9 protein-coding genes are annotated in these 12,671 nt (G+C 46.1%); 2 read left to right on the top strand and 7 right to left on the bottom strand.

Annotated elements, in window-relative coordinates; genetic code table 11:
- Nucleotides 1–16: 16 nt before the first annotated feature.
- The 6 genes from IPL83_02155 to IPL83_02130 all read right to left on the bottom strand — a co-directional run bounded on the left by IPL83_02155 (nucleotide 17) and on the right by IPL83_02130 (nucleotide 7,246).
- Nucleotides 17–877, bottom strand: coding sequence for a 3-hydroxybutyryl-CoA dehydrogenase (locus IPL83_02155; protein ID MBK9037957.1), 861 nt, complete (start codon nucleotides 875–877; stop codon nucleotides 17–19).
- A gap of 117 nt (nucleotides 878–994) precedes the next feature.
- A complete protein-coding gene (locus IPL83_02150; protein ID MBK9037956.1) occupies nucleotides 995–2,041 on the bottom strand; it encodes a hypothetical protein in 1,047 nt (348 codons plus the stop codon).
- A 19-nt stretch (nucleotides 2,042–2,060) separates the two neighbouring features.
- Nucleotides 2,061–2,831, bottom strand: a complete 771-nt coding sequence (locus tag IPL83_02145; protein ID MBK9037955.1) for a 1-acyl-sn-glycerol-3-phosphate acyltransferase — start codon at nucleotides 2,829–2,831, stop codon at nucleotides 2,061–2,063.
- A 67-nt stretch (nucleotides 2,832–2,898) separates the two neighbouring features.
- Nucleotides 2,899–4,008 carry a TIGR04552 family protein gene (locus tag IPL83_02140; protein ID MBK9037954.1) on the bottom strand — a complete coding sequence of 370 codons (1,110 nt, stop codon included), beginning with the start codon at nucleotides 4,006–4,008 and terminating at the stop codon, nucleotides 2,899–2,901.
- Nucleotides 4,009–4,134: 126 nt separating this feature from the next.
- Entirely contained in the window at nucleotides 4,135–4,830 is a 696-nt protein-coding gene (locus tag IPL83_02135) for a hypothetical protein (protein MBK9037953.1), read from the bottom strand.
- Between the two features lie 274 nt (nucleotides 4,831–5,104).
- Nucleotides 5,105–7,246: an enoyl-CoA hydratase/isomerase family protein gene (locus IPL83_02130; protein MBK9037952.1), complete on the bottom strand. Its 2,142-nt coding sequence runs from the start codon at nucleotides 7,244–7,246 to the stop codon at nucleotides 5,105–5,107.
- 317 nt (nucleotides 7,247–7,563) lie between these two features.
- Between IPL83_02130 and IPL83_02125 the strand changes: the two genes are divergently transcribed.
- Together IPL83_02125 and hflX are read left to right on the top strand one after the other, a co-directional pair.
- Nucleotides 7,564–9,849, top strand: a complete 2,286-nt coding sequence (locus tag IPL83_02125; GenBank protein MBK9037951.1) for an NADP-dependent malic enzyme — start codon at nucleotides 7,564–7,566, stop codon at nucleotides 9,847–9,849.
- 7 nt (nucleotides 9,850–9,856) lie between these two features.
- Nucleotides 9,857–11,116 (top strand): GTPase HflX, encoded by a 1,260-nt coding sequence (gene hflX, locus IPL83_02120; protein MBK9037950.1) that lies wholly within the window; start codon nucleotides 9,857–9,859, stop codon nucleotides 11,114–11,116.
- 650 nt (nucleotides 11,117–11,766) lie between these two features.
- Here hflX and IPL83_02115 read toward each other — a convergent pair.
- Nucleotides 11,767–12,621 carry a radical SAM protein gene (locus tag IPL83_02115; protein MBK9037949.1) on the bottom strand — a complete coding sequence of 285 codons (855 nt, stop codon included), beginning with the start codon at nucleotides 12,619–12,621 and terminating at the stop codon, nucleotides 11,767–11,769.
- Nucleotides 12,622–12,671: the final 50 nt, after the last annotated feature.

Here is a 12,671-nt window from a genome sequence, read left to right as displayed (position 1 = left end):
GCTCATTGCTCATTGCTCACCGCTGAGAATCGTAGCGATAAAAACCCCGACCCGATTTGCGTCCCAACCAACCAGCCTCCACATATTTCACCAACAATGGACAAGGACGATACTTGGAGTCTCCGAGACCTTCATGCAGCACTCTCATGATAGCCAAACAGGTATCAAGACCAATAAAATCCGCCAAAGTCAAAGGACCCATGGGCTGGTTTGTTCCAAGCTTCATGCCGTTATCTATGTCTTCAACCGACGCAATTCCCTCGAGCAAAACATAGACAGCTTCATTGATCATAGGCATAAGAATTCGATTCACAGCAAATCCCGGCATATCTTTGGCTTCGAGCCAGGTCTTTCCGAGAAATTCCGCAAAGTTCTTAATCTTCGTAAAAGTCTCATCTGAAGTTTGCAAACCTCTGATTCCTTCCACCAACACCATCAGCGGAACAGGATTCATAAAATGCATACCCGCCACTTTTTCAGGCCGCTTCGTCGCCGAAGCAATTTTCGTGATTGAAATAGAGGACGTGTTTGTCGCTAAACAAGTCTGGGGTCCACAAATTTCATCCAACTGTTTAAATATTTTAGTCTTAATCTGGATATCTTCTGTGACGGCCTCAATGACAAAATCACAGGCCTTCAAATCTCCCATCTGAACACTCGTTTTGACCTGACTCAGAACCTTGTGTTTTTCAGATTCTGTCATCTTCTCTTTCTTGATCAGACGATCACAGCTTCCCGAGATCGTCTGAACTCCCCTATCCAGAGAGGACTGACTCATGTCAACCATCACAACTGGCAGATGATGCATAGCCACGACCTGGGCGATGCCATTTCCCATTTGACCAGCTCCAACAATTCCAACCATTTTAAATGACACAAATGCCTCCCTGTTCCAGAATCACTAATTAAACTCTTCTTATATCCCGAGAGCCGAACAGGGTCAAAAAAACGAATTTCTTTAAAAGGACGACAATCATTATGTTGCGCAATGCATTTAAGGCGAGATTTGACTGAAGGACTGAGCATTCAAGTGCCAAACAAGGCGAACCATATCATTGTTGACTTGCTGACGAGTGTCCTCAACGACCTTCGTTCCCATCAAATAAAGGCGCGAATTTCTCTCTGAGCTTTTCCATACCCAAGCCAAAGACACTTCCCGTTGAGTTTGTTCGGCAAGCCTATCATTAGGATCAAAGTAGTCACCCCGAAATAACAAGCCACTACGCGAGTTAAAATCATATCCCACATCGACATGAGCGCTCACAAACCCATTCCCTCTCTTCATTTCTTGCTCGACACTTCCCCATGTCCCCTCGATCAAATAATTCCAGTTTCCTCTGAGGGCTTGCAAGTAGATTGTTCCCATTCGCCACTTAGCCCGAAGGGCTGGATCGACGCCCGCCAATGAATCACCGCTTGTCGATGTTGCCTCTGGCTTTGTGGTGCCCGTGCTGCCGCTGACCCCCAAATTGAATCTCTTCACATCTATCCATCCCCAACTGGCTGTCACCCAAACGCGAGCGTCCCTATTGACCCGACCCTCCCCATTGTGCAGCGCCAATCTTGTGTAAAACCCCTGATTATCAGTTGAATACCAAAACCCATAATCCCTTAACCCAACCACTCGATTTCGAAAAAGAAGAGTCCTCGGCCATTCTAAATCTCCCTCCCTTCGAGATCCTTCCACTCCATAAGCCAGAGGCAAAAGACCCGCGCGAATCCTCCCATACACTCCAGAGTACTCGCCATAGGCCTCAACCAATCCAAATTCTTCACTCTGTGAGCTTTCAAAGTGAGCTGGAATATTGAGCAAAGAAAGAGACCCCAGATTAATATGGGCCCCAATGTTTGAATCCAGTCTCCATCTGACTCCGACAAGACTGTTCTCCAACGAAAACTGCGCCAACTGACCTTCCTGTAAAAGAAATTCAGGTCGCAGAGTCAATTCGTCGAGATCTAGCTTCCCTAAATTCTCACCAGAAGCCAAAGAAACATAGCTAAAAAAAATCATCCCGAGTAGGAACCGAACAAGAATTTTCACAAGTGCCCCCATTGCCACATTAACCGAATTCAACCCGCAGCCTTTCAAAAGCCTCCGTCATCGATCGAAAAGCCTGATCCTGAAGTTGGGCTCGATCGCCAATCTTTAACCCCTTTGTAGAAATAGGAGGAAGCACTTCAACAACCAATCTATTTCTCCACTTTCCACAGGCCGGCAAAATTTGACCTTTTGGCTGAATGCGCCAGGCCCCATAGATCAAGACCGGGACAACCAGGCACTGCGCCTCAATGGCAAAAACAAAGGGACCCGACTTAAACGGAAAAATGCGACTCCCATCTTTTCGTGTTCCCTCCGGAGCCAAAAAGAAACACTCTCCATTTCTAATTCGCGGAATCGATTCAGAGTAGACTTTAAAGACTTCTTCGCGGTTGGACCGTGTGATGGGCAAAACTCCCATGCTACGCAAGATGGAACCAAAAATCGGGATTTTAAAAAGTTCAATTTTGGCCCCCCAACGAACAGACCCTCTCAGAACCGAATTCACAACAGGAATATCAAAATTACTGGTGTGATTGAACAGACACACGGAGCCAGGCTGCCCAGGCATTGGAAAGAAAGAGCCCCCACGCAACTCAACTTCCACTCCAAATAGGAACACACAAACGGCTCCCCAGGTTCGATAGAAAAAGTCTCGCAGACTCTGACTTGGAAAAATCATAAGCACAAGAACGGCCAGACAACCATATCCGAAAGTCCATATAAAAGAAAAAATCGTCCCAAAAAGGGATCGCACATAACTGAGTACGACTAGGACAATAGGTTCGCTCAAACTGTCTTCCAAATGCAACTCCAAGGCTGGTCAACAGATCAGCTCTGCCAGACAAAACTGTCAACTCTCACGCGTCTTTCGACTTTTCTAGAAAACCTAAAACTCGACGTCGAGCAAACTCTTTTTGGCGCAACTTATACTGATCGTGAGCAGAAGGTCCACTTAAATTTTGTAGATAAGTGCCGTAATCGAGGATTTGAATTTCATAGGGATAAAAGAAACTCAACTGCCTTGGCTTTCCACCTTCAGAAATTTCAATGCGTATCAATCGGCGGGTAATAAATTTTAAAAAGCGATAGTTCCCGCTCGAGAACATATTCAATTTTTTTCTGTATTCAGCATGACGATCCGGCTCTTCCAACTTGGCCGCAAGCCTTCTATCTATTTCCTCCAGAGAAGAATCGCTCCCCTTCGACAAGGTCTCCATTGTCTCAAAAAAAAGATTGAGAGGATAAAGCGTGTTGTTTGCCTCTTCAGAAATAACATGAGCAAAATTCACCAAATTATTGTCGCTCAAAAATCTCAAAACTCGAAACGCATCAAACAAATGGCGCGTGACAAAACGAGCCCCTAACTTGTCCAATATCGTAAAGGCAATCGCCCCTGGCTTTGCCAAAAGTTTGTTAACTGCAGAATCAATGCTCTTAAATGATTTCACGACAAACTTATCAAGGCGGATCCTGTCAGAGTCACTCGAGCCGCCAAGCCACACTCCACTCACTGGATCTCGATGGACACAATTCTGCAGAGGCGAGAGTATTTGTTCTTGAATCTCCTTGGAAAACTGAGCAAACAAATCGTTCTCCAGGTGCACCAAAACATGCATGACTCTCAAGATTGCACAGGCCCAACCCTGGACTGAGTTGTGTTGAATGTTTCGCGTGGAAGCATAAATAAGAAGATAAGAGAGATCTTTCAATTGATTTGGATCACTCAGCATCTCAGGAATTTGTTCATCATCCCTTAAAAGGTAGGTGCGAAGATAATTGAGCGCCCTCCTGTAGTACTTCCAAAGATTATCTAGATGGACCTCGTTGTTCATGTCATAGCCGTAAGTCAATATGAATCGTCTGGCCTCTTCAACATTGGAGATGTTGAGGGTTTGAATCTCTAGTGCAGGCACTCCCCCTACGAGGGTTTGAAACATGCTATGGTCGAAGCGAAAATTGATACTCATTCCGTGCACGCTATAATTGGATATCCACTGAAGCAATAAAAAACCCTCGGAGAAATTGGATATTTCTTATCCGTCTCCGAGGGCCAGGGGTTGGGGGGAGGAACAGGGACATTTCTACATCAAATCTCAATTACATTTAAAAAAGCCACAGGTTGCCACCGAAAAGCTTCCGATGGTACCCTCAGCTCCGGGAGTCGCGCCATCCCAGTAGCGTGCATTATCAAATTTCACAACTCCTTGAAAATTATCTTTGCCAATGGTGCCCTCAAGTTTAATGCTTCCGTACGAATCGCTAAAGGTAATGACTGCTCGCGTGCCTTCAACGTATCCATCTGCAGAGCCGCGAATATGGATGGGATATTCGGGTATGAGATTTCCTGAAGCATCTGTTTTTCCCGCAAAACTATCCCATATCGAAATTCTAATTTCAGAAACATCGCGACGAATACGCTGATTGGAAGGTCCTGTTGTAAATGAAGCCTCCGTTTCGACATAACCCCAGAATCGAACTCCCGTGCTCTGTCCAGAACGGCCACTCACTGTACCCAGCTCTTTTGGATCAATTGAAGCAGAAACCAAATAATAGATCGCATCCTGAAAGGCATTTTCAGGACTGCCAGTCATCTCTCCCCAGGATGTTCCAGAGGAGGGATTGTATTTTATAGGCTGACCATTTTGATCCGTCGCTCCTCGATCGGTAATCTCGCTCGGCCCTCGTGCATTGCGACCCACTCGAATCTGCTGACGTTTATCCTTCTTTGCACATCCAGATGCCACAGCAGCCACGATAAAAGCCAAAATAAATTTTTTAAAGAATCTCATGTTTCACTCCATCGACCCATGTTCTCGGGTCAACACAGCTTCTATAAAGGCAAGGAAGGTGCCGGCCAAATATCCCTCTTCTCTTGATACTTTTGAGCTGAGATGAGTCTCTGGCCACTGAAATGGGCTCTGACTCCATTTTCGTCCAACAGCTGATCAATTCCTACACACTGTTTGGCTAACAGGGTCTCACGAGAAAGAGCCGTTTCTATGAGTCGGCGGGCCGATCCAGCAAACGAGTTAAGTATTTGAAAACACTTGTATTTTCTAAACTCTAGTAGAAAGTGCGATTTGTCTTGGCTATGTTGAGGTAGGGCTGCGTTGGCGCAAATCGTTTCCCGTACCGAGTCGCATAAAGCTCTAATTCCTGGACCACATAGGACGAACCAAGAGAGTCCGCATAGCGCAAGAGACCTCCACGGAAAGGGGGGAACCCGGTGCCCATAATCATCGCCAAATCCACATTCTCTGGCTTCTCCACGATTCGATCTTCTATAAGAGCAAGGGCAGCTTCGTTGATCATGACAAATAGACCGCGTTCAATAACTTCTTGGCTCTCGAGTTTGTCCGTTGGAGAGGGCAAACCCAAAACCTGATAGATCGACTTATCTACTTCGATTTCTTTTCCTCGCTCATCGTATCGATAAAACCCCAAGCCACCCTTGCGCCCCAGGCGTTTTGATTCCTCAATTTTTTGAACGAGCTTTGAGGCCTCTATGCGGTCTCCAAACGACTGCTTAAAAATCTTCAACACCTTCATCCCCACATCGAGTCCCACTTCGTCCATCAAACGACAAGGTCCCATGGGCATTCCAAACTCATGGGTAAAAATGCGGTCCAACTTTTCGACAGACATTCCATCTTCTAGCAGAAAGAGGGCTTCACTCATCCATGGCAGCAAGAGTCGATTGACAAGAAAACCGGGGCCATCTTTTACGACAACTGGCATTTTTCCCAAAGTCTTAGACAGCTCAAAAATAGTGGCGACGGCCTCATCACTTGTTTTTTGACCGCGAATGACTTCAACCAGTGGCATCTTGTCCACAGGATTAAAAAAATGCATTCCGACAAAATTTTCGGGATGAGGAAGATCAGCTCCCATCTCGCTGACGCTCAGAGAACTGGTGTTCGTTGCCAAAATCACATCGGGCCGACAGTGCTGAGTTGCTTCTGCCAAAACTCTCTTTTTAATTCCCATATCTTCAACGATAGCTTCGACGACAACGTCCATATTCTTGAAACCCGAATAATCTAAGGTTCCGCTGATAAACCCCATCTTTTTTTCGAAATCATATTTATCCATTCGCCTCCGGTCCATTCGCTTTTTCCAAATGTCGCGGGCCTGTTTAAATCCACGGGAGATGGCATCGTGATTCACGTCTTTCATATGGACTTCGATGTCCTTATCCGCGGCAACTTGAGCTATTCCTCCGCCCATGACACCAGCTCCAAGAACTGCCATCTTTTTGACTTTGCGGCCCTTGATCGACTGCGCGACCCCCGTTTGCTTTTTGATTGCTTCGGTCATGTAATAAAGTTCAATCAGATTTTTAGAGATACTCGTGACCGCAACATCACAGAAGCCCTCTGCTTCAATTGTGAGTGCCCTGTCCCTGTCCGCCAATCCATAAGTCTTTTTAATGATTTCGAGAGCCTTCAAAGGAGCAGGATAAAAACCCTTTGTCTGCTGTAACAACATCTTTTTTGCTTGATGAAACACAACCGACTTAAGGGGGCCGTTCAGTAGATAATCAACGGATCCGCAGGATCGAAAACCTTTCAAGCGCTTTCCTTTTTTTCCCTCGACAATTTCTTGGGCCAAAGCTTCTGCCCTCTGTAAAAGCTCTGCTGGGGCCACCACTTCATCGACAAGACCAATTTTCTTCGCTTTTCCGGCATCCACTGACTTTCCAGCTAGAATTATATCTAGTGCAGCTTGAAGTCCCACAATTCTTGGCATACGAACACATCCGCCAAAACCGGGCAAAATCCCCAACTGAACTTCGGGAAGCCCAATCTTAGTTGATTTATCATCGGTCGCAATTCGATAATCACAAGCCATGATGAGTTCACAGCCCCCTCCCATACAGGCTCCATGCACCGCTGCTATAACAGGGATCTTCAGATCCTCCAGTTGATTGAACAACTTATGGGCCGGCCCCAATTTCTCCATAAAGGCTTCGCGAGTGGACAATTTCTTGATTTCATCGATATCGGCACCAGCGATAAAAATATTTGGCTTTTTTGAAATCAAAATGACGGCCTTGAAAGAGGAATTCTGAATTTCTTCAACCAGCTCTTTAAAACGAGCCATGATGGGGGTAGAAAGCTTATTTACTTTTTCTCCCGCTAAGTCCCATTCTATAATCGCAATTGAATTCTTGGGAACAATTCTTAGACTTTCTTGAATACTCATAGGAATAAGTCTCCACTTGGCAAATTCACGCATAATGAAACTCGAGACACTCGTGTAGAAAAGGTGCCCTGGAAGTCCAATTGATGTCAACTTAGGGAGGGGGAAACTTTGGTTGATGTGATGCGGCAACTTTTGCGAGTGAAGGGGTTTTTTTCATTTCACACTCCGTCATCTGATCCGATGAGAACAGGGCTCCGGGCCCACTGAAAACTCTCGGTAAAACCGAGCCTCATTGGGGCGGCTATTTGACTTTGGAAAAGTTTAAGAACAAGGTTGAGGGAATGTTTCTAGCTAAAATTGCGAGGAGATGATTTCACATGAAGAATCTCGATAAAGAAGCCTTGGAGTATCATTCGGCAGGAAGCCCTGGCAAAATTGAAGTGGTGTCCACGAAGCCAGTGAACACCGAATACGCGCTATCTTTAGCCTATTCTCCGGGAGTAGCGGCCCCATGTAAAGCAATCGCTCTTAACCCCGATGACGTGTATAAATACACGATCCGAGGCAACCTGGTTGCAGTGATCACAAATGGAACGGCCGTGTTAGGGCTCGGAGACATCGGTCCTTTGGCCGGAAAGCCTGTGATGGAAGGAAAGGGAATTCTCTTTAAGCAATTCGCCAATATCGACGTCTTTGACATTGAGCTCAATTCGAAGGACACGGAGTCTTTTATTGCCACGGTTAAAAACCTGGAACCAACTTTTGGCGGTATCAATCTCGAAGACATCGCCGCACCTGAGTGTTTTGTCATTGAGGAACGCCTCCGCAAAGAATTGCAGATTCCGGTGTTCCATGATGATCAGCATGGAACAGCAATTATCACGGCGGCAGCGTTTATCAATGCCTGTGATATTTCGAAACGAGAGCTCCAATCAACGAGAATTGTTTTTAATGGAGCCGGCGCCGCTTCGATCGCTTGTGCTAAGTTGCTCAAGAGCTTGGGAGTCAGGGGCGAAAACATCATCATGTGCGACTCCAAAGGTGTCATCCGAAAGGGACGCACCGAAGGAATGAACTCTTACAAAGAGGAATTTGCGATCAATACAGAACGAAAAACTCTTGCCGAAGCGCTCGATGGGGCTGATTGCTTTATTGGCCTCAGCGTTGCCGGCGCTATCACTCCCGATATGCTCAAGGTCATGGCCCCCAATCCAATTGTCTTTGCCATGGCCAACCCGATTCCCGAAATTGATCCCCGCCTTGCTCTTGAGGCCAGACCAGACGTCATTGTGGCAACTGGCCGGAGTGACTTTCCGAATCAGGTGAATAATGTACTGGGATTTCCCTCGATTTTCAGAGGGGCCCTGGATGTTCAGGCGACGACCATCAATGAAGAAATGAAAATTGCAGCCGTTCATGCTTTGGCGAAACTTGCTCGCGAAGATGTTCCGGAGAGCGTCTCCGCCGCCTACTCAAACAAAACCTTTCATTATGGCCCGGAATATATCATCCCTAAGCCTTTTGATAACAGGGTTTTGACGACAGTGGCTCCCGCAGTAGCAAGAGCTGCGATGGAATCTGGAGTTACAAGAAAGCCCATCGAAGATTTTAAGAAATACAAGGTTCGCCTTGAAAGCATGCAGAGTCTCCGACGAGGCTTTATTCGCTCACATATGAACCGAGTTAAAACACATGCCCGAAAGCGCCAAGTTCCGGTCCCAACAATCATCTTTCCCGAGGGAGCGAGCACAAAAATTCTTAAAGCCATTAACATGCTCAAAAATGAGAAAGTGATTCGTCCCATCCTGCTCGGCTACGAGGAAACCATACTCAAAAAAATAAAGGAAATGGAACTCGACAATCTGACTGGAGTTACGATTTGGCAACCCAACAAACACCCCCGATTTGATGAATTTGTTAATCGATTTTATGAACTGCGCCTGCGTAAAGGGGTCATGATGGCCGAAGCCGAGAGACTCGTTTCCGATCCCTACTATTTCTCAGCGATGGCGGTCGCCCTCGGTGAAGTTGATGGCCTCGTTTCTGGGGCTACTCATCCCTATTCAGAATGTGTGAGACCCATTCTTGAAATTATCGGCACCGGACGACGACAGACCATTTCGGGGCTCAACTTCGTCCTCTGGCAGGACCGCATGATCTTCTTTGCTGACACGACGATCAATATTGATCCAACAGCCGAGCAATTGGCCAGCATCGCCATTCACGCCGCAAGAGTCGCCAAGTATTTTAAAATTGAGCCGCGAATAGCCATGCTCAGTTTTACCAATTTTACCGCGGCTAAGGAAAGCCCACGAAAAATGCGAAAGGCTGCCGAACTTGTCAGGGAAAAGTGCCCCGATCTCATCGTAGACGGAGAAATGCAGGCAGATACAGCGATCAACCCAGATATCATGGAAAGAATCTTTCCCTTTAGCAACATCAAGGGAGGGGCAAATGTGCTCATTTTCCCAAATCTTGACGCCAGTAACATCAGTTATAAGCTGGTTCAGCAACTCGGTGGAGGAGAAGTTCTCGGCCCCTTTATCATGGGAATAAAAAAAGCAGCGAATGTACTTCAGAGAACTTGCTCTGTTGACGATATAGTCAATACGATAGTCATGACTGCCCTTGAGTCCCAAGCCCTCGCTAAAGGAGTAGAATAGACTGCCTATGTCGGGTCAAATGCAAGAAAAAGCCGTCGTCGTCGGAATTGGACTTAAAACAGATTCCTTTGTTGAGCTCAAAGACAGCCTCGCTGAACTTGAAGAACTTGTTTATGCGGCCGGTGGAGAGGTTGTGGGAACCCTGGCCCAAACACTTCCCCAATACAATCCTGCAACACTTCTGGGAACGGGAAAAGTATCGGAAATAAAGGATCTCGTTGAAACTTCAGGGGCGAATTTGGTGGTGATTGATCATCACCTGTCTGGAGTTCAAGGCCGAAATCTAGAAAAAGAAATTGGAGTTCGAGTGCTTGATCGCACGCAGCTCATTCTGGATATTTTTGCCCAGAGAGCCAAAACCTATGAAGGCAAACTTCAGGTTGAACTGGCACAGATGCTGGACCAACTCCCTCGAATGGTCGGAGCCTGGCAAGGATCTCTGTCACGGCAAGGAGGCGGGATCGGCACGCGAGGCCCCGGAGAGACCGCTTTAGAAATTGATCGGCGACGCATCCATGATCGCATCAAACAATTGCGAAAAAAATTGGAGAGCGTCACAAAGAGCCGCGCCCAATACCGGGCCGCTCGGCAGCGGTTTGAAATTCCGAGTTTTGCTCTGATTGGATACACAAACTCAGGAAAGAGCACTCTGCTCAATCGACTTTGCAATGCGAAAGTGCTCACCAAGGATCAACCCTTTGCGACCCTTGATCCCGCAACTCGCAAAGTCTATTTGCCCGAAATCAAAAATGCCGTTGTCACCGACACAGTGGGCTTCATTCGGCGGCTTCCGACAGAGCTCATAGAAGCATTTAAGGCAACACTTGAAGAATCGCTGGACGCCGATGTTTTGATTCACGTTGTTGATCTCAGCAGTGATCAAATGCAAGCGCAAATGAATGTCGTACACACTCTCATTAAGGAATTCGGCTGGGAGAGCAAACCCATCATACATGTTTTCAACAAATCTGATAAATCTCCCTTTGAGCGCCAATTTCAAATCAAAGAACACCCACGAGTCTGCATGAGTGCTCTGACCGGTGAAGGAATTGAAAAATTGCGCACCTTAATGATCGAGCAAATTCGAAAACTTCACACAGATACCCAATTGTTTTTTCCACGTTCTGACGAACACCGCATTTACGAATTGGGACGAGAGAGCATGATCAATCGAACCGAACCCAATTCACAAGGAACCGTCTGTTTTGCCAAACTCACTCCAGATCAATTGCACAAATGGCAGGGCTTTTTAGTTAAAGCCCGCTAGTTTTGGAGAGTGGACAAGACACTACAACTGTGAAATCCTTCTTTTATGGAATATTTGCCATCAAGATATTTTTCTCCATTGAGCTTGATGGAAATTTCTTGTTCTCCAGCATTTAATTCTATACGCCCGGTAGTCGCAGTCAGACGACCTGCACCTCCAGCTACTTCCCAAATGACCTGGAATCTTACAGAGTTTACCCTACCAGTAGTAAAGCCATACACCCATAAACAGGGTTATGGCTTTTTAAACAACTGCGAATAACCAATAATTTTCCACGAATCTGAAATCCAGGGCCACACTTTGAAGCGCAGGGCTCGCGTCAATCGAGGTCCCAAAATAGAACGTATAAAATTCACTGTCAAAGGCCACGCAAAATATTTCAGAATATGAATGATTCTGGACATCGCATGGGCATGAAAATATCGAAAAAATGCCACTCCCTTATACGCAGGGGCGTCGAATCCCTGTGGTATCGATTCCAAATCCTGACTGAGAATCCACTTCGGTGAAAATTTAGTCGCGATAATATCCGTCCCGCAATAACAATAGGATTTTGAACAGAGAACAGCACTGGTTGGGAATTTAATTTTTTTATTCGAAATATGGCCGATTATTCCTCCAACTCGACAACCAGCTCGAAGTACATTCCCTTATGAATCAATAAAAGTCTGCTCAAGTCCTATTTCACACTTCCATCCGATAAAATTGGTTTGCCCCTGGGCGAGAAGAGTATTGGCGTCCAGTTCAAATATTTTTCTCGGGGCACCAACGATTCCCCCATCCACATTCTCAATGGAGGCCCTTTCTTTGAACTTACGATCCGGTCCCACTGCGAAAACGGGATCCTCAAAACGACCCTTCTGATCAGTTGCGTATTCTGTCGGACGAGCATGAAGACCGCTAAAATCCTCAGAAATGGGAGCGTATTCAATTGTTGTCAAAGATCCAAATCCAAGAGCGGACTTTAATTTCTCTCCAAAGGAAATTGACCGATCCCACAATCGACGTTCAACTGGCATCATTAGGCGAACTCTGACATCACAAAAAAAAGAGGCCCCAATCACTGTCTCCATAAAACGCTGCTCATGGGAAAACTCTGGGTGATAACTCAAATTTAGCCAAGACAATAGGGGCGCAATCCCTTTGAAATATGAAAGCCCCCTCGATCCGTTGCTCGTGAGGCCCATTGAAATTCCGCGAACATGAAGCCACTCGACAAGCTCTGTAAAATGAGGCCAAAGCGTTGGCTCACCTCCACTAAAGGAAACAACAATTCGACGATCCTTGTAATGTTCAAGAAATCTCTCCAGAAAGTAAATCGCATGATTAAATTCAAGGCGCCGGCTCGATCCACCCCAATTGTTTTTGTGACAATAAGAGCATCGATAATTACATTGACCATGTATCATCCAGCTCAAATGAATATAGGGGGATCTTTTCTCTCTCAGATAAGATCCCATAATTGCGTCAACAGGAGGACGTTGAGCTGATTTTGCAAATAACATCTAAGTTGTAACTCCGAAAATATACCGCCCCACTGGAGGGTGAGTGATGG

This window comes from Bdellovibrionales bacterium (genome assembly GCA_016716765.1).
Classification (GTDB): Bacteria; Bdellovibrionota; Bdellovibrionia; order Bdellovibrionales; family UBA1609; genus JADJVA01.
Note: the sequence above shows the minus strand (reverse complement) of the source record. Positions and strands in the feature narration are given on the sequence as shown.

Coding starts and splice junctions, on each gene's coding strand:
- IPL83_02140 (MBK9037954.1), bottom strand. CDS start 4,008: ATGAGTATCAATTTTCGCTTCGACCATAGCATGTTTCAAACCCTCGTA.
- IPL83_02135 (MBK9037953.1), bottom strand. CDS start 4,830: ATGAGATTCTTTAAAAAATTTATTTTGGCTTTTATCGTGGCTGCTGTG.
- IPL83_02130 (MBK9037952.1), bottom strand. CDS start 7,246: ATGAGTATTCAAGAAAGTCTAAGAATTGTTCCCAAGAATTCAATTGCG.
- IPL83_02125 (MBK9037951.1), top strand. CDS start 7,564: ATGAAGAATCTCGATAAAGAAGCCTTGGAGTATCATTCGGCAGGAAGC.
- hflX (MBK9037950.1), top strand. CDS start 9,857: ATGTCGGGTCAAATGCAAGAAAAAGCCGTCGTCGTCGGAATTGGACTT.
- IPL83_02115 (MBK9037949.1), bottom strand. CDS start 12,621: ATGTTATTTGCAAAATCAGCTCAACGTCCTCCTGTTGACGCAATTATG.